Here is a 25,858-nt window from a genome sequence, read left to right on the forward strand (position 1 = left end):
TCGGGGCATTGTACCCTGAATCGACTCAGATTAATAGCACAATGCTAACACCAGTTTAAACACAAAAGGCGCAAAAATAGAAGAAAGTACCCCACTTAACACGAGCGCAATTGAGCTATAACTCCCTGTTTTAATGCTGTATTCCATACAACGTCCTGTACCTAATGCATGAGAAACAGATCCCATAGTTAAGCCAATTGCTCGTACATTACGCACGCCAAGATAATGTAACGCACTAAAGCCAAACACTGAACCTAATAGTCCTGCGACCAGCACACCCACAGCAGTAATCGCTGAACTTGCACCAATTTGCCCAGAAATTGCAATGGCTATTGGGGTTGATACCGATTTCGGTACAATCGCCGCTAAAATCGCTGGGTTTGCTCCCAATAATAGCGCAAATAGCACGCCTGTTAGCATTGTGCAAAAGCTACCAAACACTGCTACCGCTAAAATTGGTCGCCATTTTTTACGAATTTGTGGCAATTGCTCATAAAATGGAAGTGCAAGCGCCACTACAGATACACCAAGTAAATTGTTGATCGGGAAATTACCCTGATAGTATTCCTGATAAGGCACTTTGCCGATCACAATCACTAAAAGCACCAACGCTAATGCGATAACAAACGGATTTAAAATAGAAGAACGCAACTTTTTACTAATATGTTGCCCAAGTATGAAGGCCAAAATGGTTAGAAGTGAATAAAGATATAACATATTATTGCCAATTATTTACGGTGAAACATCCATTGCGCAAACAACCCAATTAGTGCTAAAGAAACCAAGGTGCTGAGTATATTTGCGAAGACAAATGAAGTGAAATGCTGTTGTAACATATCAAGATGCTGAATAATTTCAGCACAAATAGGAATAAAGAAAACTGTCATATAACGGGTGAGCGGTCTAGCACTTGGTGTTATCCATTCTACCTTCACAATGCCGATCACTAAGCAACTAAATAGTAATAGCATACCCCAAATACTATCGGGGATCCCAATTGGAATCAGGATACTAAGTAATTTCCCCGCATATAGCATCACAAACAGAAACGCTAAGGAAATAAACATGCTAAGCATACGAATCATCATTTGAATACCTCTTTTCATAAACGGTCAAATTTGCGAAATTTTCCACAAATCAGACCGCTTATACCTCATATAGAACCTAATTTTTTAGAAATTGAATCACTTTGTTTAAATCACGGGTACGTGCTGAAGGCGGCAAACTTTTCAAGAAAGTTTTCCCATAATTTCGCATCACTAACCGAGAGTCACAAATAATCACTACGCCCCTGTCGGTTACATCACGAATTAAACGCCCTACGCCTTGCTTTAACGTGATCACTGCTTCTGGAATTTGAATATCGTTAAACGGTTCACCACCTTGTAAACGACAATCTTCCATGCGAGCTTTTAATAATGGCTCATCGGGCGAAGTAAAAGGCAATTTATCAATAATCACTAGCGAAAGCGCATCACCTCGTACATCAATCCCTTCCCAAAAGCTTTGGGTTGCTACCAACACGCTATTTTCTTCAGCTATAAATTTTTCAAGTAAGCGAGCCTTGCTGGTTTCACCTTGTAATAACACACTCAATTTACTGTGTTCACGCAAAAAATCTGCCAAACCGCGCATCATAAAATAAGACGTGCAAAGTAAAAAACAGCGTCCATTATTGGCTTCAATCACAGGCATCAACATTTTACCCAACGTGGTTAATGTGTGCGATTTATTGGTATCAGGCAAATAACGTGGCACACAAAGTAATGATTGATTCGCATAATCAAACGGACTTTGTAGCACCAGTTGCTCAGCATTCTCAATACCTAAGCGCTGACAAAAATGGTCAAACTTACCGCCTACTTCAAGCGTTGCCGATGTGAAGACCCAGCCAATACGCTGATTTTTAAGCTGTTCGCCGAATTTATCCGCCACTGTAAGTGGCGTGATATGTAACCCAAACGAGCGTCCATTAGCTTCATACCAATAGCAATAGCCAACCACCGTAGTATCGCTCAATTTTTTTAATTGCACTTTGACTTCTGCTAACCTTTCGAAAATTTTATCAAGCGTTTCCGAACGCCCAAGCGATTTTTTAATCACATCACTTAAAAAATCAATATTTTCCGAAACTTTGGTTAAGCCATCCACAACTTTTTGATCGCTAAACAATTCACGTAAATTGCCCCGAATCGAACCTTCTGCACCCATTAATAGGCGGAAATCTTGCACCACCTTTTGCAAATGATCGGCGGCTTTGCCTAATTGAGCGAGATCTTTTAACTCTGTGCGATACACAATATTAATGTCTTTGCAAATATCAAATAACTGCCGTGAACTCAACGATTGCCCAAAATATTGGCTAGCAATATCTGGTAATTGATGCGCCTCATCAAAAATCACTAATTCAGCTTCTGGGATCAATTCACCAAAGCCCGTTTCTTTCACCGCCATATCCGCACAAAAGAGATGATGATTGACCACCACAATATCCGCCTCCATCGCTTTACGGCGCGCTTGCACCACATAGCAATCTTTAAAATGCGGACAATCCGAGCCCAAACAGCTTTCAGTAGTACTCACTAATTGAGGCAAAATTGGACTATCTTCAGCAATTGTCACACACTCACTCAAATCGCCTGTTTTCGTGCTAGTGTGCCATTTACTGACTTTAGATAAATCAGCCAATACCGATTTATCGCCCAATACACCCATTGCCACCACTTGATCTAAGCGCTCCAAACAAAGGTAATTCGCTCGCCCTTTTAGCAACGCTACTCTGCCTTTATATTTCAGCGCTTTTTGAATAGTGGGCAGATCTCGATTAAATAATTGATCTTGTAAATTTTTAGAACCTGTCGAAACAATGGTTTTTTTACCTGACAGCAATGCTGGCACTAAATAAGCGAAAGTTTTGCCTGTGCCAGTGCCCGCTTCCACGACGGTTGGGGTTGCAAATTTTACAGATTTCCCGACCGCTTGTGCCATTTCAAGTTGTGCTGCTCGAGGGCGAAAACCTTTAATATTATTGCTAAGTAAGCCATCTTCGCTAAAGGCATGAATGATTTTATCGTCTAGTTTTTTCATATATATAAAAGGAGCAAGGCTGTTTACCCAACATGAGCAAACAGCCTTTCGTATCTGTTTTTCTTTGTTTATTATTTGTGCGAGACACCTATTATAATACTGGATAAATATTTAGCCAATTTTTTTGTAAATTAATCTAAAAAACTGGCTTAAAAATCATCAAGAGACCCTATATCAAACCATTTTTTTTGTGTAAAATGTGTATCTCTTAATTTTTAGCTTATCTAAGGATAAAAATAATTGAATATTGTTGAACTTCTTAGTTATTGTTCGGTCTTAATTCTTTTTCTTTCGTTTTTTATTAGTGGCATGAAAACCTTGCGTTTATCTAATATTTTGTGGGGATTAGGTTTTACGGTTTTCGGCTTTTTCACTCACACGTATGTGGTTTCAGTATTAAACATTGCTATTGTAGGTTTAAATGGCTACTTTTTTGCTAAAGAACAAGAATAATCGACCGCTTATCATTCTATTTAACGACACTTATAAAAAATTTGCACCTTAACCAACTAAGTTGGCAAGGTGCAAATTTTTTTTTGCTATTTAGTTGCACGCTTCATCGCTTGTACAAATTCTGCTAATTCTGCCAATAATTGCGTTTGGTTAGCCAAATTCGCCTCAATAATTTTGACGATTGCCGAGCCAGAAATCGCACCATCACAGCCTAGCGCTAACGCCTCTTTAACTTGCTCAGGTTTGGCAATACCAAAACCTTGCAAAATTGGCGCCGAATTTGACCGCTTGAGGCTTTCCACAAGATTATCTAAATTGCTGGCATGAGCCTGATTTTCAGCACTAGTTACTCCTGCACGAGAAACCAAATAAGTATAACCTTCGGTTAAATTTGCAATCCGTTCAATCGTAGCTTGATCCGCATTCGGAGGACAAATAAAGACAGATTGAATCGCATACTTTTTAGCTGTCTGAATAAACTCATCAGCGGCTAACAGTGGCACATCAGCAATCAACACCGCATCCACACCTGTTTCTGCACAACGTTTGAAAAAAACATCTTGTGTTGGCACAAATACTAAATTGGCACACAGCAATAAGCCGATTGGAATATCGGGATATTTAGCACGAATTTTACCAATCATTTCAAAGCAAGCATCTGTGCTGTAACCTGCATCAAGTGCTCGTTTATTGGCTGCTTGAATCACTGGGCCATCTAACAATGGATCAGAAAATGGGAAGCCAAGTTCTAGCGCATCTACACCGTTTGATATTAATGTTTCGATAATTTCAAATGAACGCTCAAAATCAGGATCACATAGCGTAACAAATGGTACAAATGCTCCTTCATTTTTTGCTTTTAGCGTAGCAAATAGACGGTCAAAACGGCTCATGTTAGTTCCCTCCATTTAAAATTTTATCTACAGTAAAAATATCTTTATCGCCACGTCCTGAAAGATTTACTACTAAAAGTTGTTCTTTTTCTGGATTTTGTGCAATCAGTTTCAACGCATAGGCTAATGCATGAGAGCTTTCCAAAGCGGGGATAATCCCTTCGTGTTTAGCTAATGCCTGAAAAGCATCTAATGCCTCTTGGTCAGTAATTGAAACATAATCTGCACGTCCAATTGCATTTAAATAAGCGTGTTGTGGGCCTACCGACGGAAAATCTAAGCCTGCTGAAATTGAATAAGATTCTTCGATTTGCCCGTCTTTAGTTTGCATAATTGGCGATTTCATACCGAAATAAATACCTGTAGAACCATGTTTTAATGGCGCCCCATGTTCACCCGTTTCGATGCCTTTGCCCGCGGGTTCAACGCCGATAAGTTTTACATTTTCTTCTGCAATAAAATCAGCAAACATACCAATTGCGTTCGACCCCCCGCCCACTGCAGCAATAACCGCATCAGGTAAGCGGCCTTCTTTTGCTAAAATTTGACGTTTAGTTTCTTCACCAATCATTTTTTGGAACTCACGCACCATAGTTGGGAAAGGATGTGGCCCTGCGGCAGTGCCGATCAAATAATGAGTAGTATCATAATTTGCTGCCCAATCACGCATTGCTTCACAACACGCATCTTTTAAAGAACAAGAGCCTTTATGCACGGGAATCACTTCTGCCCCCATTAAACGCATACGGAAAACATTAGGTGATTGGCGTTCAACATCTTTCGCTCCCATATACACCACGCATGGCATACCTAGCATTGCACAAGCTAGTGCAGTCGCAACGCCATGCTGCCCTGCTCCTGTTTCCGCAATAATGCGTGTTTTGCCCATTTTTTTCGCTAACAGTGCTTGTCCTAATACTTGGTTGGTTTTGTGTGCACCGCCGTGTAGCAAATCTTCACGTTTAAGGTAGAGTTTCGTTTTGGTGTCTTTAGTCAAATTACGGCAAAGGGTAAGGGCGGTAGGACGACCTGCATAGTTTTTCAAAAGGTCGTGAAATTCGTCTTGGAATTCAGGATCATTTTGGGCGGAAACAAATGCTTCTTCGAGTTGTTTTAGCACTGGCACTAAAATTTCTGGCACGTACATTCCGCCAAATTCACCGAAATAAGGATTAAGAAGTGTGTCTGACATATTGCTCTCTCTATAAAAATATCATGTACTATTAAAATAGTGCATAATGCTAGAATATGCAAGTAAAAATTTAGAATTTTTAAAGGGTAGAAAGCGGTCTATTTCTGACCGCTTTTCCCATCCATATTTGGTGTATTAACCTCTTGCAACCGACAGAGGAGAGAACGTTTGTGCCGTTGGCATCACTTCAATCCGATTAATATTGACGTGTTCAGGCTGTTGATTGAGCCATAAAACAATATTCGCAATATCTTCTGGCGCAACATAATTTACGTTTTCATATATTTTTGCTGCTTTATGGTCATCGCCTTTAAAACGCACATTAGAAAACTCTGTACCGCCACATAAACCTGGTTCAACATTGCTAACTCGAATTTTAGTGCCTGCTAAATCTGCTCGTAAATTGAGACTGAACTGTTTAACAAATGCTTTAGTACCGCCATACACATTACCACCTGGGTAAGGATAATTACCTGCAATTGAACCTAAATTGATAATATGTCCGCTATTACGCTCCACCATTTCAGGCAATATTAAACGTGTAACCGTCACCAATCCTTTAATATTGGTATCGATCATTTGATACCAATCTTTTAAGTCTGTTTTATATGCAGGTTCTAACCCTAATGCCAAACCTGCATTATTCACCAATAAATCGACCGCTTGCCAGCCCGCTGGGCGATTATTTAATGCTTGTTGAGTTGCAACTTCATCGCTTACATCAAACGCAAGCGGTAAAAAATTATTACCTAATTGCGAATGTAGCTCATCAAGGCGAGCTTTACGTCTGCCCGTGCCAATAACCTTATAACCTGACTGAATCAACAGTTTACAAATTGCTAAACCAAATCCTGCAGTTACACCTGTGACTAATGCTGTTTTCATCTGTTTGCCCTCTTCTTTATGTTGAATTTTCGCTTCCTAAAAACTTTAAAATAGTACAAGGGCATTTGTTATACAAGTAACAAGCGGTCAAATTTGCAGAAAATTTTGCAAATTTAACCGCTTGTGTATTAAAAATTATTAAAAACGATGGGCTAGACCTCATCAATCACAAATTCAAACCAATCAATCACATCTTTTTCATGAATCCCATTTGGGATAAGCACATTAGCGTTTTTCACCGATTGTGGATCATTAGAAATCAGCGGATGCCAATCAAATAGCGGTTTACCTTCATAAAGTAGACGATAAGCACAGGTTTTAGGTAACCAGCCAAAGTCAGGTAAATTTTTCTTGGTCAGTTTGGTGCAATCTTGCTCTATTTTGAAACGATTTGGATAGTTGGTACAGCGTCCTGTATCGACATCTAGCAAATTACAAGCCACCGAAGTGTAATATAAGCGCTCTCGCTTACCTCTGCCTTGAATATATTTGCGATAGCAACATTTTCCGCAACCATCGCATAATGCTTCCCACTCGGCTTCATTCATATCAATCAGGCTTTTAGTTTGCCAGAAATTTGGGGTTAGTTGATTCGTCATCTTTTTTGTTAAATGTTTGTTACAATCCTTTATTTTAAGCGGATTTTAGCATATTCTAACAAGGTTTTAAAAAGCAAACGTTTGCCACTCTGGAGGATAGATGAAAAGCGATGTAGAAATTGCACAAGCTGCCACAATGCAGCCTATTAATAAAATTGCCGAAAAATTAGGGTTAAATGCCGATCAAATTGAACAATACGGCAAATATAAAGCAAAAATTAACCCTAGTGATGCGTTTAAACTCCCTGCCAAAAACGGTAAATTGATTTTAGTTACCGCAATTAATCCAACCCCAGCTGGTGAAGGTAAAACTACCGTGACTATTGGTTTAACTGATGCGCTAAATCACATTGGTAAAAATGCCGTGGTTGCAGCTCGAGAGCCATCATTAGGTCCTGTATTCGGCGTAAAAGGTGGAGCTGCTGGCGGCGGCTATGCTCAAGTATTACCCATGGAAGATATTAACCTGCACTTTACAGGCGATTTTCATGCGATTACCAGTGCAAATAACTTATTGGCTGCACTTTTAGATAACCATATTTATCAAGGTAATGCGCTAAATATTGATACCAAACGGGTATTATGGCGCCGTGTGATTGATATGAACGACCGTCAGTTGCGTAACATCTTAGGTGGCTTAGGCAACCCAACAGATGGCGTGATCCGCCCAGACGGTTTTGATATTACCGTAGCTTCTGAAGTGATGGCAATTTTCTGCTTAGCAAAAGATTTGACTGATCTAAAAACTCGTTTAGGTAATATTTTAGTCGCTTATACCACCGATAAACAGCCTGTTTATGCGAAAGATTTAAACGCTCACGGTGCAATGGCGGCACTTCTTAAAGATGCGATTAAACCAAATCTCGTGCAAACCATTGAAGGAAGCCCTGCCTTTATTCACGGTGGGCCTTTTGCCAATATTGCTCATGGTTGTAACTCAGTCACAGCAACACGTCTTGCGTTACATTTGGGTGATTATGCGATAACCGAAGCAGGCTTTGGTGCTGATTTAGGTGCAGAAAAATTCTGTGATATTAAGTGCCGTCTTGCTGAATTAAAACCTGATGTGGCAGTGGTTGTAGCAACTGTAAAAGCACTGAAATATAACGGTGGCGTTGAAAAAGCGAATTTAGCTGAAGAAAATTTAGTTGCATTACAACAAGGTTTACCAAATCTACTTAAACATATTAGCAATCTAAAACATGTGTTTGGCTTACCTGTGGTGGTTGCACTCAACCGTTTTGTGTCTGATACTGATGCAGAATTAGCATTAATTCAGACCGCTTGTGCCGAACAAGGTGTAGAGGTATCACTGACTGAAGTTTGGGGCAAAGGCGGAGCAGGAGGCATAGATTTAGCGCAAAAAGTGTTGAAAGCCATTGATGAGCAGCCAAATCAATTTAGCTTTGCTTATGACGTAAACGAGTGCGTTCAAGATAAAATTAAAACAATTGCGCAAAAAATTTATGGTGCAGATAATGTAAATTTTAGTGCGGAAGCTTTAGCTGAAATTAAACACCTTGAAAAATTAGGCTTAGATAAATTACCTATTTGTATGGCGAAAACTCAATATTCATTAAGTGATAATGCGAAATTACTTGGCTGCCCAACTGACTTTAATATAACAGTGCGTAGTATTAGTGTTTCTGCAGGAGCAGGCTTTATTGTGGCAATTTGTGGTAGCATTATGCGTATGCCAGGCTTACCAAAAGTGCCCGCTGCTAACCGCATTGATGTCGATGAAAACGGATGTATCAGCGGGCTATTTTAAAGTGTTATAAATAAAATCCCCTAAATACCTATCATTTAGGGGATTTTTTATAATACTTAGCGAATTACTACGGCAGTCCCCGTGGCAACTACAATAAACATCCCTTTATTGCCCCCCATTGACTGATATTCCATCGAAACTCCCACAACTGCATTTGCCCCAACTTTTTTCGCTTCTTTTTCAAGCTCATTTAACGCTTCTCTGCGTGCACTGTTAAGTTTACTTTCATAAGCACCTGAACGTCCGCCAATAATATCGGTGATACCTGCAAAAAAATCACGCACAAAATTTGCTCCTGATACTACTTCGCCAAAGACTAAGCCTTTGTATTCAGTAATAGTGCGATTTTCAATGGTTGGTGTGGTGGTAATAATCATAGCTGTCCTATAATAACTGTTTTAATACATTAAGTGCGATAGCACGGTGTGAGATCTGTTTTTTCTCTGCGGTATCTAACTCCGCAAAGCTGCAATTTTTCGGTGGATAGAAGAATAATGAATCATAACCGAAGCCATTTTCGCCACGTTCTTCTTCAAGAATTTCCCCAAAACATTCGCCTAATGCAATTTTAGGTGTCGGGTCGGTTTCATGTTGTAAGAACACAATACAACTCACAAATTTTGCTTGGCGTTGATTTTGTGGAACGTCTTTCATCTCTGCTAATAATTTTAGACGATTTGCTACATCATCACCCTCCACACCTGCATAGCGTGCAGAATAAAGCCCAGGTGCACCATTTAACGCTTCTACCGATAAACCTGAATCATCCGCAATCGCTGGCAGCCCTGTCATTTTCGAAGCATAGCGCGCTTTTAACAAGGCGTTTTCCACAAAAGTTAGCCCTGTTTCTTCTGGTGATTGAATGCCAAATTCACTTTGGGCAACTACATCAAAGCCGAATTCAGCTAGCACATCCGCCATTTCTTTCACTTTGCCTTGATTGCCCGTTGCTAATACTACTTTTGTTCGTTCCATGTTTGTTCCTTTTGCAAAATTTTAAGTAAAAACGACCGCTTATTCGATACCTTTTTGATAAGCTAACATTAATAGCGTACGCCATTTATCTTGCCCATTTTCATCTTTCCCCATATTGGCAATATGCGGAAATCTACCCCATTGTTCAAAGCCGTGTTTGCGCATCAGATTTTGGCTTACTTGATTAAGCTCAAACACATACGCCATCAGCGTATGAATATTATGATTTAGCATTTCTGCTTGCATAAATTCAATGATTTTTGAGCCATAACCTTTGCCCTTTGCTCTCGCATCTAAATAAATACTAATTTCAGAGGTATGCACAAAAGCTGGGCGTTCATAAAATGGTGAAAAACTAAACCAGCCTGCGATTCCTGTCTCGTCTTCCACTGTCCAAATAGGGTATTGTTCACTCGCTAAATGAAAATCAAACCAAGCACGACGGTTAGTTGGAGTTGCAAATTCTAAATCTGCAGTAATCTGATGTGTAGGAATTGCTTGGTTGTAAATCGTTAAAATTGTTTCGAAATCCGCTTCAATCGATTTTCGAATCTGCATTTTTTTACCTTCCTTTTAAAATCTATGCGGTAATCATATTAGGTAAAATCACCATGACTTCTACCCCTTTTCCAGGGCGGTTTTTAATACTGAACTCGCCTTTTAATTCAGCAGTTCTCTCCTTCATAATGGTCAGCCCGTAATGTCCTTCTGGCTCAATATCGCTAGCGATACCTTTGCCGTTATCGCGAATAATTAAACAGTGTTCGCCGTCTGAATTAGTTTCGGCGATTACATCAATTTCTGTTGCACCAGAGTGTTTAATTGCATTAATCACTGCTTCTCGCACAATTTGTAACGCATGAACTTGTTGTTGCGCACTAAAAATCTGCGAAGGCAATTTACAATTCAAACGAATTTGTGCTGAGGTACGAACTCGCAATGAATCTAACACTCGTTCTAGTGCATGAGTAAGATTCGCTTCTTCAATCGTTAAACGGAATGTTGAAAGTAGTTCTCGCAACTGGCTATATGCCTCATTTAGTGCTTTTTCAAAATCATTTAAAATCGCTTTCTGTTTATCCCAATCCTGTTTGGTTTCCCCATTGCGCTTTAATAAACTCACTTGAATTTTGAAAAAGGTTAGCGATTGTGCCAATGAATCATGTAATTCGCGCGCAATAATCGAACGCTCTTCCATTAACACTAGTTGTTGTTGCTGTTTTTGCACTTGAACAACATAAAGGCTACGTCCAATCATTTCTGATACGTTTTGGATCAAGCGTTCATCTGGACATAATAGCGATGGCTTCCAACGTAATAAGGCGATTTTTTCATTTTCAATCGCAATTTCGTTATAACGCCAATCTTGCGTTGGCGCATTATCAATCGTGACATTCCAATAATCTGCACCATAAACTTGAATCTCGATGCCTCGTAGTTGCTCATTATCTAGTACAGTTTGCAACACTTGGAATAACACATTCTGATTAACAGGTTTTGCCGTTAGCATTTGTGAGCATTGGAATAGCACTAATAACGAACGATTTACCGAAATTAAACGACGTGTTTTATCTTCCACTTTCTCTTCTAATGAAGCATACAACTTGGCTAAATCGCTTGCCATTTGGGTAAAGGCAGAAGAAAGGAGACCTAATTCATTTGGCTCATTTACTGCAAGCTGAATATGGTCAAAATCTTCATTCTTAACTTGTTGGCTGGCAGTGACTAGTTGATCTAGCGGTGTAATAATCCGTTTACGAGTGTACCACACGCCAAAATAAGCTAAAGCAATAATCAGCAACATCGACACAGCAATAACACCAATCGCGACTTTTAATTTCAGCTCAACAAATTCCTGTAGTTGCCAAACAAAATTATTGACCTGATTCGCATAACCTTCAATTTGAGCTTCGTAGGAATCTCTATCTCGCTTGATAATAAAAGATTCCATTTCGTGCCAACTTTCTTGCAGTTTTGCGTAAGCTTCGGTTACCTCTGTTGGCAATAAACATTTATGCGTCAGCGAATCTTGGATTTCAGGTGAATTTAAACTTTGGCGATATTCATCCAAACGAGTGGCAATTGATTGCGGATGATGTTCCATTTCATAGAGAAAACGATAGCTCTGCATCCGCAACGAACCAGAAACGTTAATTAGCCCCGCATCCGATTTATTACTCCACATAATGCCTAATGAAATACCACTAATTAAAGAAGTAAATGCAATCATGACCAGAAAATAAAATCCAATGCGACGAGCTATTGAGTATTTAGGGTGATGAACCAGTTTATTCATTATAAATCAAGTAGTTCAGTTAAAGCTTTCGCAATACTATCTTCGCTATTTGAACCGATTGTTTGTACTGCACTTTGTTGTACTTCTTTTTCGGAACCGCCCATTGCAATGCCTAACCCAACCAATTTTAACATCGAAATATCATTAAAATTATCCCCAAAAGCGAGCACATTTTGTGGATCAATCCCTTCCATTTTTAGTAATTCTGCTAGCATTGCTCCTTTACTGTTGCCGACACTCGTAATATCAACTCGATCAACCCAAGACCATTCTGCGCTAAATTGATCAAGCGGTAATTTTTTCACAAAGTTTTGCATTTTTTCTAAATCAGGATCGCTGATTAACACTTTCCAAACGGTGGTGCCTTTATCAATTTCTTGTTGGAATTTCTCTACTTGATGGACATTAGGACGGACAGATTCTGGGCAAGACTGAACCCATTTTTGGAATTTAGTGAAATGCGGGTTAAGTTGTTCGTAAGTCATTGCATCACGAAAATACACTGCGGTATGAATACCTAACGCTTGTGCCTGATTAATTAACCCTGAGGCTTGTTCTGCAGTTAATGGCTTGCCAGCTAGCACTTTATCATTGTGGAAATCGTATAAATAAGTGCCATTACAACACACGACTGGCGTATCTAATGCTATTTCCGCATAGTAAGGACGCACTGCTGTATGATGGCGACCTGTGACGAAGAAAACTTTTATACCTTTCTCTCGTGCCTTTTGAATTGCTTGCTTACTCGATTCTAAAATCGTAGCATTCGGTGAAAGTAAAGTCCCATCTAAATCAAAAGCAACGGCTTGATAACGCATAAAATTCTCCTCTATACGGGGTTGTAATAAAAAAATAAGAGCAATCAATTTGATTGCCCTTATATTTTACTCTATGTTTTTACCAAACAGTAAATTATTTATTACCGTTATATTGTGGTGTTTGATAAAGTGGAGTTGGACCGTTAGGACCTGCAACATTACCACCTTCGTTTTGTTTTAACACGCCACCATTTGCAGAAATTTCTACACGACGGTTAGGACGTAAACAGTCACGTAATGCTTGACCTGATTCGCCATCACACGCTTTAACTTGGTTTGCTTTACCGTAACCAACTGCATTAATTTGAGCAGTCACACCTTGTTGTACTAAACGTGCTTTAACCATATTTGCGCGACGGTTAGATAAATCTAAGTTATATTTTTCTGAACCTAAGCGGTCTGTATAACCTGCAACCTTAACTTGTTGTGCACCAGATGATTTTAATTGTGCAGCAACATTATCAACTACTTCTTTACCTTTTGCAGTTAATGTATCTTTATCGAAATCAAATAAGAAATCACCGCTTAAATTAAATGATGAGTTGCCGTTACAGCCATTTGGATACCAGAAGAAGCTTTGTGCATTCATATTTTTGTCGAATAAAATTTTGTATTGACAAATTTTGTGAACGCCATTTTCACGGTAGTTGAATGCGTAATCCCATTCACGAACGCCGTATAAACCTTCTTCAAAATGTGGACGACCGATTAGGTTATATAATTGGTCTTTGTTCATGCCACGTTCGATTTGACGAACATTTTCCCAGTTTGGCCATGAACCGAATTGCGAACCATCATGGTTGAATTCTGATTCTGAGATTTTTGGGAATACTGGATTTTCTGTTGTACCTTCATCAGTTACTTTGCTTAAGTTACCACAAGCGGCTACAGCTAATGCGATACCAGATAATAACAATCCGCGAAAAACAGTCGTATTTTTCATCGTTGCTTGTTCCTTGTTATAGATTAAAAACTTCATTCATATGCTCTAAATACCATCCTTCGGTATAAAGTCGAGTCAATTTTACAACACAATATTATTTTATTCTAGGGCTAACAGAAGAATAAATTAAATAATTAATGTATCCACCCTTAATTGTAAATTTTTACTTCCTCTAAACTCATTTACATCAAGTTTGTAAACCAATCTTACTTGTTTAACTGATAAATCAGGAAAATAACGCAAATCGGCATTAAACCAAATTGCATCAAATAATCCACCATTAGGTTGTTCAACCATTAATTTTAAGTGTTTACCGCCCAGAATACGCTGTTGTAGCAATCGAAATTCCCCTTCAAACGTTGGTTCAGGGAAATTTTGTCCCCAAGGTCCTGCTTGTTGTAATAATTCTGCCATTTCAATATTTAATTCATTTGGCGCTAATTCTCCATCGGTATAAATAATGCCTTGTAATTGTTCTGGTTCAATTATTTCATTAATTACTTCATCGAATATTTTTTGAAAACGTAAAAAATTATCTTGATGAATAGTTAAACCCGCTGCCATAGCGTGCCCACCAAATTTAATAATTAATTCAGGATATAAGGAATCTATCCTTTCTAATAAATCCCGCATATGTAATCCTGCAATTGAACGAGCCGAACCTTTTAGATATTCACTGTCTTCGCTTTCTTGTGCAAATGCAATCACAGGGCGATGAAATTGATCTTTGATACGTGAAGCTAAAATCCCAATCACACCTTGATGCCAATCTGGCTGATACAACACAATACCGTGCGCTTGTTCGCTTTGCATTAAACTCGGCAAATTAGCACAAATTGCGAGCGCTTCAGTCTTCATTTCTTGTTCAAATTCTTTACGCGTTTGGTTAAGATTATCTAATTCAAAAGCCAGCTGACGCGCAATCTCCATGTTCTCTGCAATTAATAGCTCGACGCCTAAAGACATATTTTCTAATCGTCCTGCAGCATTTAAACGAGGCGCAATCGCAAAGCCCAGATCACTTGCTTGCAACGAGCTGATCTCACGTTTAGAAACTTCAGCTAGCGCCCGAATTCCTGCTCGGCAATGTCCAGACCGAATGCGATTCAACCCTTGATAAACTAAAATACGATTATTATGATCCAGTGGCACAACATCAGCGACCGTACCTAATGCGACTAAATCAAGCAACTCTGCAAGATTCGGTTCTTTATGATTGAAACAACCTAACTCTCGCATTTTGCTACGTAGCGCTAACATAACATAAAAAGCAACTCCAACGCCCGCTAACGATTTTGAAGGAAATGAGCAATCAGCCAAGTTTGGATTCACCATTGCATCTGCATTTGGTAAGCTTTCTGCGGGTAAATGATGATCGGTTACTAAAACTTTAATTCCCTGACTTTTCAACAAATCAATCCCTTCAAAAGAAGAAATCCCATTATCGACTGTCATTACAAGATCTGTACCTTTTGCCAATACCATTTCTGCTACAGCTAAACTTAAACCGTAGCCTTGTGAAAAACGATCTGGGATCAAATAATCCACATTCTCAAAACCCAATTGGCGTAACGCTAAAATGGCTAGTGCGGTACTGGTTGCACCATCCGCATCAAAATCGCCCACGATAACAATGCGCGATTGTTGCTGATATGCTTCTACTAATAATTCCGTTGCTTGCTCAATATTTGCTAATTGATTTGGTCTGTGTAAAAACTGCAAGGTACGCTCTAATTCTTGTGGTGAAGCAACACCACGACTTTGATATAGTCGATTAAGTAAAGGATGCTCTGATAAAGTAATTGAAGTGAGTTTAGATCGTTGTTTAATTAGCTTTTGCACTGGATATTCTTCTTTGGTTATAAATAAAACAAGCGGTGTCATTTTGCAAAAATTTTGAAATTATGTAGCCAATGCACAAAAGTGCGAATTTGTTTAAATGATGTAGGGGCGAATTGCGTTCGCCCCTACAAAAAAATGCCTGTGTAACTGCTACATAATACCGAAAAATTTTACAAAATCAGACCACTTGTATTCAATAGCTTAATACTACTCGTTTAACATTTTGAGCAATTCTTTTGGTTCTACATAGCCTGCAATTAATTGACCTGTGCTATCAACCATATTTGGCGTGCCTGTGACACCAAATTTAATACCAAGCTCATAATGTTTTTTCACAATATTTGGTGTTTTCACTTCTTTTGGTAAAGAGCCGTTTTCTGCGTCATTTAACGCTTTCACGTTATCTGTTGATGTCCAGATAGCCTCCATTTGTTTTGCCGTTTGGGTATTCATACCGCCACGAGGGAAAGCAAGGAAGCGAATAGTGATACCTAAATCGTTATATTCTTTGATACGTTGAAACATTAAATGGCAATAGTGACAAGTGATATCCATAAACACTGTTACCACGTGTTTTTCATTTTTTGCAGGATAAATAATCATTTCTTTTTCTAACGCATTTAAATCTGCAAGTAATGATTTATTAGTAATATCAGTTGCTCGACCATTTTTTAGTTCAAACACTTTACCTTGAATCACAAAACGTCCGTTTTCACTAATTTGTACAACGCCTTCATTTGAGAGTGCTGTTCTAAAGCCTGGTAGGGCTGAATCGCGAATGGTTACATTGGTTGCACCCATATTTTCTAAAGTACGTTTAAGACTCGCATCATCAGCAATTACTACTGTACTTAGCACAGATAGCCCGAATAATACCATTACATTTTTCTTCATTATAAATTCCCTACAAATTAAATTTTAAGCTTAGCTTCTACTGCTTTTGCTCGTTTTAAGAAAGATTGTCGTTCTTTGTCTGCCATACCAGAATTTGAGCCTGGTAATTTTACTGTCATTGGATTAACAGGACGCCCATTAATATGGAACTCATAATGTAAATGAGGGCCCGTCGAAGCGCCTGTATTCCCTGATAATGCAATACGCTCGCCTTTTTTTACATGTTGTCCTGTGCGCACTAATGTTTTGCTTAAATGCATATATACAGTAGTAATATGTCCATGACGAATTTTAATATAACGTCCTGCCCCTTTCGCTTGGTAAGCAATATGCTCTACCACACCATCACTGGGTGCAATAACTGGTGTGCCTATTGGGATACCAAAATCAACCCCATTATGTGGTCTTACTCGACGAGTAATAGGGTGAAGACGGCGTGGGTTATAAGGTGATGACACCCTTGCGCTAAAGAGCAATGGGATTCGAGCAAAACCTCTGCTTAATGTTTCACCATGACTACTATAATAACGACCATTATCTGCCTGAATTGCATAGTACCGTTTTTTAGCGCTTACAATCACAATACCTTCAACGTTACCCACGTCTGTGACCGTGCCATTGATATATTCGCGTTTTACTAAGATCGCAAAACGATCGCCTTTTTTTAGCTTATTCGTTGCAATTTGTGACTGTAATCCAACCGCGAGTTGGTTCACTTGGCGTTCAGATAAACCAACATTTTTTAGGCTGGTGGCAAAATTCCCTTCAATCGTACCTCGTACAACATCTTGGCGCCATTCGCCCTTTTTCTCTATCTTCTGAGAAACCCATTTACCATTAGCTTTTCGCTCATAAATGCGCTCTTCTTTTTCCGAGACCAACCAGTTCATATATTCCAACTCACCGTGGTTATCTAAAATCCAATAGAATTGTTGACCACCATCTAAACTTGCTAATTCAGGGAAGCGTTTGATCATCGCTCGTGCATCACTCGCTCCTAAACCCGATTGTTCTAAAACATCTTTTAGTTTATCGCCTCGACCAACGGTATAACTAAATTGATCCTGAATACGTAATGCTTCATCAGCAACTTCTAAAATCTCATCTAAGACTTTTTCCGCTTCAGGCGATAATTTTTCTTCAGTTTTTTGTTGTTCGTTGCTAACGATTGTGCCTTCTTGTCCTTCTACTTCATCATCCTTCTCATTCAATTCTTCATAAGACGTTGCATTGGCATCTTCTGCGATAATCTCTCCATCATTTGCTTCAGCTTCATTATTAGCTTGTTCATTTTCTGATGTTTGAGGTGTTGTTTGATTCTGAGTATTTTCGCTAGCGACCGCTTCTTCTGGGTCGTCTTTATGTTGTTCTGTTTGTTCATCTAGCACAACGTATTGTTCTTGATTTGTTGCACTGCTGATAGAAGGCTGATTTTTTAAAGCAAGCACAATACCGATTAAAATCGATAACAGCGCCATTAAAAAAAGCAATCCCTTTAAACGGGATTTCTTTCTACGGCGATCTCTTGCTAAAATAACGTGTTGCAAAATATGTCCTATGTTCTCTTTTATTTATTACGAAAAGCTTCGACAAAAGTTCTGTTAGAAAATTCATTCTTGTCAACCTTTCAAAAATCGGCTAACTTGATCACTTATACATTATACCCTTAATTTTTTTAAAATAATGCAAATAAATCACCTTACTCCCGTGCCACAGCCGAAGAAAAAGGGCACGCCCCTTGTAGAACTTCAACAAATTGAGGTCAGTTTTGGCAACCAAAAAGCATTGCAGAATATCAATTTAACGGTATATGCGAATTCAATTACTACGATTGTTGGCCCAAATGGCGGTGGGAAATCAACACTCTTAAAAGTTTTACTCAAATTGCTTGTCCCAACCAAAGGTAAAGTAATTCACCAAAAAGGGCTTAAAATTGGTTATGTCCCGCAAAAATTACATTTAGATCACTCAATGCCTATTACGGTACAAAAATTTTTATCGCTAAAACCGCACTGCTCCACACAAGCAATTCAAGAAGCGCTAACGCTCTTCTCAATTACGCATTTAGCGCAAAATAGTATGCAAAAATTATCGGGTGGCGAATTACAGCGCGTTTTACTTGCGCGAGCTATTTTAGATCGCCCACATTTATTAGTGTTGGACGAACCTATGCAAGGTGTGGATATTACAGGTCAAACGGAACTCTATCAACTATTAAATAACACTCGTTCGTGGTTGAACTGCGCAATTTTGATGGTTTCGCACGATTTAAACATCGTAATGGCGAATACTGATGAAGTTTTATGCGTTAATAAACACATTTGTTGTGCAGGTACGCCTGAAATGGTCACCAATGATCCACATTTTATTCATTTCTTTGGCGACCAATTTGCCAAAAATGTGGCGTTTTACTCTCATCATCATAATCATCACCACAATCTACACGGTGATGTTTGTAGTGGACAATGTCACTGTAATCATTAAGCGATCACAAGCGGTCTTTTTTTCACGAAATTTTGCAAATTTCTCACCGAAAAAGACTGCTTATTGTTACCATTCTGTTAAAAATCTGACTTAGCTCACATTCTTCGCTTTAATTTTCGGGCATAATAACGCTATTGATTTATAAATCGCCTAATAAAGTGGAGTTTCAATCCATTTTATTTATTTTAACGTATATAATACCTGTCATAACTCACAAACACATATATACAAGGTTAGGTCTGTATGCAACATAAAAATTTTGAAGATTGGTTAGCTTCCTCTCCTTTTGGCGGTTCAAACCAAGCTTATGTTGAAGAAATCTACGAACAATATCTTGAAGATCCGACTAGTGTTGATGCTAGCTGGCGTGACATTTTTGATACCCTTCCAAAAGCACAAGTCGTAGAACAATCCCATTCACAAGTACGTGATTATTTCCGTAAACTTGCCCGTGAAAATATTCCTGAATCGGTCAGCGTAATCGATCCTGAAGCGAGTGCAAAACAAGTTCGTCTACTGCAATGGATTAATGCACACCGTTTCCGTGGTTACCTTGAAGCGAAGCTTGATCCACTCGGTTATTACCGTTGGAAAACTTCACAAGTGCCAGAATTAGATTATCGTTATCACGGTTTTAGCGATGCCGATCTCAATGAAACGGTAACCGTTGGTAAATATGTGTACGGTAAAGAAACCATGAAATTCGCAGAACTTGCTGAAGCGCTTAAACAAACCTATTTAGGTACAATCGGTTTGGAATTTATGCATGTGCAAGATATGGAACAACGTAACTGGCTACAAGCAAAAATTGAAAGCGTGTGCAATACACCACTCTTCACCTCAGATGAAAAAGTCAATTTATTAACCGAGTTAACCGCTGCTGACGGTCTTGAGCGCTATTTAGGTGCCAAATTCCCTGGTGCTAAACGCTTCTCTTTAGAAGGTAGCGATGCGTTTATTCCCATGATGAAAGAGATCATTCGCCATGCAAGCCGCCAAGGTATGAAAGATGTCGTGATGGGTATGGCACACCGTGGTCGCTTAAATATGTTAGTAAACGTATTGGGCAAAAAACCTGCCGAATTATTTGATGAATTTGCAGGTAAACACGCTGATGATAACCGCACAGGCGATGTGAAATATCACCAAGGTTTTTCTTCTAATTTTGATGTAGATGGTGAGCGTGTACATCTCACCCTTGCGTTCAACCCATCACACTTAGAAATTGTAAGCCCAGTGGTCATTGGTTCAGTACGCGCCCGTCAAGAGCGTATGCGTGATATTGAGCACAATAAAGTATTAGCCGTAACCGTCCACGGTGACTCTGCGGTGGCTGGACAAGGTGTTGTGCAAGAGACCTTAAATATGTCGAATGCACGTGGCTATAAAGTGGGGGGGACGATCCGTATCGTGATCAATAACCAAATCGGTTTCACTACTTCAAACCCAAATGACACTCGTTCAACTGAATTTTGCACCGATATTGCTAAGATGATTCAAGCGCCAATTATTCACGTAAATGGCGATGATCCTGAAGCGGTCGCTTTTGCTGCACGAATGGCAGTGGAATATCGTACGTTATTTAAACGTGATATTTTTATTGATCTGATTTCTTATCGCCGTCACGGTCATAATGAAGCAGATGAGCCGCTAGCCACTCAGCCAATGATGTACAGTATTATCAAGAAACACCCGACACCTCGTAAAGTGTATGCAGATCGTTTAGTTGCGGAAGGCGTTCTCAACCAAGATCAAGTCACTGAAATCATGAATAATTATCGTGATGCGTTAGATAACGGAGATCGTGTTGTGCCTGAATGGCGTGAAATGGATATGGCGGCTATCGACTGGCTACAATATCTCAATTATGACTGGACAGCGCCTTATGAAAGTAAATTCCCGTTAGATCGTTTCCAAACATTAGCAAAACGTGTATGTGAATATCCTGAAAGTTTACGTCCACATTCTCGCGTAGAAAAAATCTATAACGACCGTAAAGAAATGTACGAAGGCAAAAAACTTTTAGATTGGGGTATGGCAGAAACAATGGCGTATGCAACGCTATTAGACGAAGGTACTCACGTTCGTTTATCAGGTGAGGATGCAGGGCGTGGTACATTCTTCCACCGCCATGCAGTGATTCACAACCAAAATGACGGCACAGGCTATGTGCCACTTGCTCATTTACACGCCAACCAAGGGCGTTTTGAGGTTTGGGATTCTGTGCTTTCTGAAGAAGCCGTATTAGCATTTGAATACGGTTATGCAACGACCGATCCAAAAACATTAACCATTTGGGAAGCGCAATTTGGTGACTTTGCCAATGGCGCACAAATTGTGATCGACCAATTTATTAGTTCTGGCGAACAGAAATGGGGCAGAATGTGTGGTTTAGTCATGCTACTGCCACACGGGTATGAAGGACAAGGTCCTGAACATTCCTCCGCACGGGTTGAGCGTTATCTACAACTTTGCGCCCAACAAAATATGCAAGTATGTGTACCAAGTACGCCTGCGCAGGTTTACCATATGTTACGTCGCCAAGCGATTCGCAAAATGCGCCGTCCATTAGTTGCAATTTCACCTAAATCGTTATTGCGCCATCCGTTAGCGGTTTCATCATTAGAAGAATTAGTCGATGGTGAATTCCAAACAGTGATTGGCGAAATTGATAGTAATATCAATCCGAAAAAAGTGAAACGTGTCGTGATGTGTTCAGGCAAGGTGTATTACGATTTACTCGAACAACGCCGCCAAAACGAACAAACCGATGTGGCAATTATTCGTATCGAACAGCTTTATCCGTTCCCTTACGAAGAAATGAAAAAAATGTTAGCGCCATACACCCATGTAAAAGATTTTGTTTGGTGCCAAGAAGAACCATTAAATCAAGGTGCGTGGTATTGCAGTAAACACAATTTTGAAGCTTCGATCCCTGAAAAAGCGAAATTAACCTACGCAGGTCGCCCTGCTTCAGCTTCGCCTGCGGTTGGCTACACTTCATTGCATAATCAACAACAAAAGCAATTAGTGGCAGAAGCTTTAACAATGTAATAATAAATAAGCGGTCAATTTTCAGCAATTTTTTGCAAAAGAATCAGTAAAAATGACCGCTTGCTAAATGATTAACGCAGAAACTGTGTTAGCAAAAAGAAAGGAACATAAACATGACTATTGAGATTTTAACGCCCGACCTCCCCGAATCAGTGGCAGATGCAACCGTTGCAACTTGGCATAAAAACGTAGGAGATACGATTAAGCGTGATGAAGTAATCGTTGAAATTGAAACAGATAAAGTCGTATTAGAAGTACCTGCGCCACAAGATGGTATTTTGGCTGAAATTAACCAAGCTCAAGGTGCAACCGTAGTTTCTAAACAATTACTCGGTAAAATTTCAACCGTAAAAGCGGGTGATTTTAGCCAAGCCACCATTAAACCAGCCAATGAAGCAACACCTGCAGATCGTAAATCAGCAGCAATTGAACACGATCACTCTGATGCTGATTCGCAAGGCCCTGCAATTCGCCGTTTATTAGCAGAACACAATATTGAAGCGCATTTAGTGAAAGGCTCAGGCGTTGGCGGTCGTATTACTCGTGAGGATATTGAACGTTACCTCGCTCAACAAGCACCAAAGCAAGCTATCGCAAGCGAACAAAGTACGTTAAGTACCGTTGCTTATTCCGCGCGTAGCGAAAAACGTGTGCCAATGACTCGTTTACGTAAACGGATTGCAGAACGCCTGTTAGAGGCGAAAAACACCACTGCGATGCTGACGACATTCAACGAAGTGGATATGCAACCTATTATGACGTTGCGTAAAACTTACGGCGAGAAATTTGAAAAACAACACGGTGTGCGTTTAGGTTTTATGTCGTTCTATATTAAAGCAGTGGTTGAAGCATTAAAACGCTATCCAGAAATCAATGCTTCTATTGATGGTGATGATGTGGTTTATCACAATTACTTTGATATTAGCATTGCGGTTTCGACACCTCGTGGTTTGGTGACTCCTGTTATACGTAACTGCGATAAGTTATCTATGGCTGATATTGAAAAAACGATTAAAGCACTCGCTGAAAAAGGACGTGACGGCAAATTAACCGTAGAAGATTTAACAGGCGGTAATTTCACTATTACCAACGGTGGTGTGTTTGGCTCATTGATGTCCACTCCGATTATTAACCCACCACAAAGTGCCATTTTAGGCATGCATGCGATTAAAGATCGCCCTGTGGCCGTAGATGGTCAGGTAGTTATTCGCCCAATGATGTATCTTGCACTTTCTTACGATCATCGCTTAATTGACGGTCGTGAATCTGTTGGCTTCTTAGTTTCTGTTAAAGATTTATTAGAAGACCCAACTCGTCTTTTGCTAGAAATCTAACTCGTAAAATAGCTTAGAAATTAAACCGCTTGTAGCAATTGCTGTAAGCGGTTTAATCTTCAAAAGTGTATTTATTTGTAAATTTAACCAATTAATGTATAATTTCCACATTTTTAAAGAAACCTCAAAAAATATGTCAGATTATCATTACCCTCACGCACAACAAATCTATCCCGATACCCCACAAAAATCCTATCGTCTTAAACGCTTACGTTTTTGGCTACGAACATGTTTACACCAAAAGCAAATTAAATTATTTAGCCAATTTGTGAACCAGCACCCAATGCTGATTCCATTGCTTACTCAGCGTCCAAATTACAGTTACCCACTTATTCATCGCTTTTTAGATAAACGCTTTAATGCAACACAGCGTTTGCAAGCTGTATGTAAAAATTTAACTTTCTTACCCGAACAATTGGCAATGTTTAAACTTGCACCGTTATGGGAAAAATCAATTAGTTTTGGTGAAATTATTCCTGATTTCGAGCTTCGCTTAAACATTAATGAACATCAGCCTATGGAAGGTTTTTGGGCGCTCGAATTATATCAAAAAAGCACACACCAATTGGTGTATTTACTAACCTTTGGAAAAGTTAAAAATGACTTGTTGGTGGGAGTAATCCAGGGCTCTAATCAGGCAAATGCAAAAGAGTTAGTCAAACAATTAACTAAACAATGTTACGGTTTGCGCCCTGCTTATCTTATGGTGGAAAGCATGAAATGTCTGGCGGCAGCACTTGGTTATCAACAATTGCTCGGCATTCCACATAAGTATCAAAATAAATCTCGTTTTATCCAAAGCAAACGTTATGTGGTTGATTATGATACTATTTTTCGTGAAAGTGGCGGATCATTAGCAGATTACTGGCAGATGTCCGTGCAGATCGATAAATCGCTTGAACGTGTACCGAGTAAAAAACGTTCTATGTATCGCAAGCGCTTTGCTTTACTCGAACAAATCGAAAATCATATCCATACAGCGCTAAATATAAATAGCTAAATTCTGTTGCATTTTAGGCTAAAAATCTGACCGCTTATCTACTGAAAATAAGCGGTCAAAATTTCGCGTTTTTTTGCATTTCCTCTCCATCTTCAGTTTGCTTTTTTAGCTTAGATCAATTAAATTCCTGAGGGTATTTCTAACAAAAATAATTCCATACGGGAACCAATATGAACCTACATGAATATCAAGCAAAACAAATCTTTGCACAATATCAATTGCCTGTCAGCCGTGGTATTGCTTGCACAAATATTGATGAAACACTTGCCGCAATCCAACAATTAAGCGGTGACAGTTGGGCTGCAAAATGCCAAGTCCATGCAGGTGGTCGTGGTAAAGCTGGCGGGGTTAAATTAGTCCGTAATGAAACTGAACTGCGCGACTTCTGCAATAAATGGTTTGGTCAGCGTTTAGTGACCTTTCAAACTGATGCTAATGGGCAACCTGTTCATACCATTTATCTAGAAGAAACCTGCCAAATCGAACGTGAACTCTATCTTAGTGCGGTGATCGACCGAGCTTCACAAAAAGTGGTGTTTATGGCATCTAGTGCTGGCGGCATGAATATTGAAGAGGTTGCCGCTCAAACACCTGAACTAATTCACAAAGTTAGTATCGATCCCCTCACTGGTGCGCAAGCGTTTCAAGGCAGAGAGCTCGCCTTTAAACTTGGCTTAACAGGTGATCAAATTAAACAATTCGCTCATATTTTCATCCAGCTTGCCAAATTATTTGTTGAAAAAGATCTCTCGCTACTTGAAGTAAATCCGCTCGTTTTAACCCAACAAGGTCAGCTACTTTGCTTAGATGCCAAGATGGTAATTGATAGCAATGCGCTTTATCGTCATCCTGAACTCAAAGCCCTCCAAGATCCAAGCCAAGAAGATGCACGTGAAGCAGAAGCTGCGAAATGGGAACTAAATTACGTTGCTTTAGACGGCAATATTGGCTGTATGGTTAATGGTGCAGGTTTAGCTATGGGTACGATGGACATTGTGAAATTACATGGCGGTCGTCCAGCTAATTTCTTAGATGTCGGTGGTGGTGCAACCAGAGAACGAGTAGCAGAAGCATTTAAATTAATTCTATCTGATCGTCATGTAAAAACGGTGTTAGTGAATATTTTTGGTGGTATTGTTCGTTGCGATTTAATTGCTGAAGGAATTATTGCTGCAGTTAATGAAGTTGGCGTAAATCTACCTGTTGTTGTTCGTTTAGAAGGGACAAATGCAGAATTAGGACGCCAGATTCTCGCCAACAGTGGATTAAGTTTAATTGCCGCAACCACGCTTACACAAGCGGCACAACTTGCAGTAGCAGCAGCGGAAGGAAAATAAT

At 39.5% G+C, this 25,858-nt stretch carries 22 protein-coding genes; 6 read left to right on the forward strand and 16 right to left on the reverse strand.

The window, feature by feature from the left end; translation table 11 throughout:
- Window positions 1–30 precede the first annotated feature (30 nt).
- The 7 genes from F8M47_RS01490 to F8M47_RS01525 form a co-directional block, all read right to left on the reverse strand.
- Window positions 31–717, reverse strand: a complete 687-nt coding sequence (locus F8M47_RS01490) for an LrgB family protein (RefSeq protein ID WP_150538454.1) — start codon at window positions 715–717, stop codon at window positions 31–33.
- Between the two features lie 11 nt (window positions 718–728).
- Complete coding sequence (locus tag F8M47_RS01495; RefSeq protein ID WP_150538455.1) at window positions 729–1,088, reverse strand: CidA/LrgA family protein; 360 nt, start codon at window positions 1,086–1,088, stop codon at window positions 729–731.
- A gap of 76 nt (window positions 1,089–1,164) precedes the next feature.
- The gene (gene yoaA, locus F8M47_RS01500) at window positions 1,165–3,087 is read right to left on the reverse strand and encodes a DNA repair helicase YoaA (RefSeq protein WP_150538456.1); all 1,923 of its coding nucleotides are present in this window, start codon (window positions 3,085–3,087) and stop codon (window positions 1,165–1,167) included.
- 539 nt (window positions 3,088–3,626) lie between these two features.
- Window positions 3,627–4,433 carry a tryptophan synthase subunit alpha gene (gene trpA / locus F8M47_RS01510; RefSeq protein ID WP_150538458.1) on the reverse strand — a complete coding sequence of 269 codons (807 nt, stop codon included), beginning with the start codon at window positions 4,431–4,433 and terminating at the stop codon, window positions 3,627–3,629.
- Between the two features lies 1 nt (window position 4,434).
- Window positions 4,435–5,625 carry a tryptophan synthase subunit beta gene (gene trpB / locus F8M47_RS01515; protein WP_150538459.1) on the reverse strand — a complete coding sequence of 397 codons (1,191 nt, stop codon included), beginning with the start codon at window positions 5,623–5,625 and terminating at the stop codon, window positions 4,435–4,437.
- A 135-nt stretch (window positions 5,626–5,760) separates the two neighbouring features.
- A complete protein-coding gene (locus tag F8M47_RS01520; RefSeq protein WP_150538460.1) occupies window positions 5,761–6,510 on the reverse strand; it encodes an SDR family oxidoreductase in 750 nt (249 codons plus the stop codon).
- Between the two features lie 152 nt (window positions 6,511–6,662).
- Window positions 6,663–7,109 carry a YcgN family cysteine cluster protein gene (locus F8M47_RS01525; RefSeq protein WP_150538461.1) on the reverse strand — a complete coding sequence of 149 codons (447 nt, stop codon included), beginning with the start codon at window positions 7,107–7,109 and terminating at the stop codon, window positions 6,663–6,665.
- 100 nt (window positions 7,110–7,209) lie between these two features.
- Here F8M47_RS01525 and F8M47_RS01530 point away from each other — a divergent pair, with 100 nt between their 5' ends.
- On the forward strand, window positions 7,210–8,880 hold the full coding sequence (locus F8M47_RS01530; protein WP_150538462.1) for a formate--tetrahydrofolate ligase: 1,671 nt from the start codon (window positions 7,210–7,212) through the stop codon (window positions 8,878–8,880).
- A gap of 56 nt (window positions 8,881–8,936) precedes the next feature.
- Here the strand turns inward: F8M47_RS01530 and F8M47_RS01535 are convergent, their stop codons facing one another.
- The 9 genes from F8M47_RS01535 to mepM form a co-directional block, all read right to left on the reverse strand.
- Complete coding sequence (locus tag F8M47_RS01535) at window positions 8,937–9,257, reverse strand: YbjQ family protein (protein WP_150538463.1); 321 nt, start codon at window positions 9,255–9,257, stop codon at window positions 8,937–8,939.
- Between the two features lie 7 nt (window positions 9,258–9,264).
- On the reverse strand, window positions 9,265–9,855 hold the full coding sequence (gene rdgB, locus F8M47_RS01540) for an RdgB/HAM1 family non-canonical purine NTP pyrophosphatase (RefSeq protein ID WP_150538464.1): 591 nt from the start codon (window positions 9,853–9,855) through the stop codon (window positions 9,265–9,267).
- 39 nt (window positions 9,856–9,894) lie between these two features.
- The gene (locus F8M47_RS01545; RefSeq protein WP_150538465.1) at window positions 9,895–10,413 is read right to left on the reverse strand and encodes a GNAT family N-acetyltransferase; all 519 of its coding nucleotides are present in this window, start codon (window positions 10,411–10,413) and stop codon (window positions 9,895–9,897) included.
- Window positions 10,414–10,435: 22 nt separating this feature from the next.
- On the reverse strand, window positions 10,436–12,151 hold the full coding sequence (narQ, locus tag F8M47_RS01550; RefSeq protein ID WP_150538466.1) for a nitrate/nitrite two-component system sensor histidine kinase NarQ: 1,716 nt from the start codon (window positions 12,149–12,151) through the stop codon (window positions 10,436–10,438).
- A complete protein-coding gene (locus tag F8M47_RS01555) occupies window positions 12,151–12,969 on the reverse strand; it encodes a pyridoxal phosphatase (RefSeq protein ID WP_150538467.1) in 819 nt (272 codons plus the stop codon). The genes narQ and F8M47_RS01555 overlap by 1 nt, the downstream gene beginning before the upstream one ends.
- Window positions 12,970–13,063: 94 nt before the next feature.
- Complete coding sequence (locus tag F8M47_RS01560) at window positions 13,064–13,912, reverse strand: OmpA family protein (RefSeq protein WP_150538468.1); 849 nt, start codon at window positions 13,910–13,912, stop codon at window positions 13,064–13,066.
- A 126-nt stretch (window positions 13,913–14,038) separates the two neighbouring features.
- Window positions 14,039–15,754 (reverse strand): single-stranded-DNA-specific exonuclease RecJ, encoded by a 1,716-nt coding sequence (gene recJ / locus F8M47_RS01565; protein ID WP_150538469.1) that lies wholly within the window; start codon window positions 15,752–15,754, stop codon window positions 14,039–14,041.
- Window positions 15,755–15,961: 207 nt separating this feature from the next.
- Complete coding sequence (gene dsbC, locus F8M47_RS01570; protein WP_150538470.1) at window positions 15,962–16,648, reverse strand: bifunctional protein-disulfide isomerase/oxidoreductase DsbC; 687 nt, start codon at window positions 16,646–16,648, stop codon at window positions 15,962–15,964.
- 17 nt (window positions 16,649–16,665) lie between these two features.
- A complete protein-coding gene (gene mepM, locus F8M47_RS01575; protein ID WP_150538506.1) occupies window positions 16,666–18,126 on the reverse strand; it encodes a murein DD-endopeptidase MepM in 1,461 nt (486 codons plus the stop codon).
- A gap of 205 nt (window positions 18,127–18,331) precedes the next feature.
- Here mepM and znuC point away from each other — a divergent pair, with 205 nt between their 5' ends.
- The 5 genes from znuC to sucC all read left to right on the forward strand — a co-directional run bounded on the left by znuC (window position 18,332) and on the right by sucC (window position 25,857).
- Window positions 18,332–19,132, forward strand: a complete 801-nt coding sequence (znuC, locus tag F8M47_RS01580) for a zinc ABC transporter ATP-binding protein ZnuC (RefSeq protein ID WP_150538471.1) — start codon at window positions 18,332–18,334, stop codon at window positions 19,130–19,132.
- A gap of 243 nt (window positions 19,133–19,375) precedes the next feature.
- Entirely contained in the window at window positions 19,376–22,186 is a 2,811-nt protein-coding gene (gene sucA / locus F8M47_RS01585; protein ID WP_150538472.1) for a 2-oxoglutarate dehydrogenase E1 component, read from the forward strand.
- Window positions 22,187–22,299: 113 nt separating this feature from the next.
- Complete coding sequence (gene odhB, locus F8M47_RS01590) at window positions 22,300–23,520, forward strand: 2-oxoglutarate dehydrogenase complex dihydrolipoyllysine-residue succinyltransferase (protein WP_150538473.1); 1,221 nt, start codon at window positions 22,300–22,302, stop codon at window positions 23,518–23,520.
- Between the two features lie 133 nt (window positions 23,521–23,653).
- A complete protein-coding gene (locus F8M47_RS01595) occupies window positions 23,654–24,520 on the forward strand; it encodes a VirK/YbjX family protein (RefSeq protein ID WP_150538474.1) in 867 nt (288 codons plus the stop codon).
- Window positions 24,521–24,690: 170 nt separating this feature from the next.
- On the forward strand, window positions 24,691–25,857 hold the full coding sequence (sucC, locus tag F8M47_RS01600; RefSeq protein WP_150538475.1) for an ADP-forming succinate--CoA ligase subunit beta: 1,167 nt from the start codon (window positions 24,691–24,693) through the stop codon (window positions 25,855–25,857).
- The last annotated feature ends 1 nt before the right edge of the window (window position 25,858 follow it).

Source organism: Actinobacillus vicugnae (assembly GCF_901687125.1).
GTDB classification, from domain to species: Bacteria; Pseudomonadota; Gammaproteobacteria; order Enterobacterales; family Pasteurellaceae; genus Actinobacillus; species Actinobacillus vicugnae.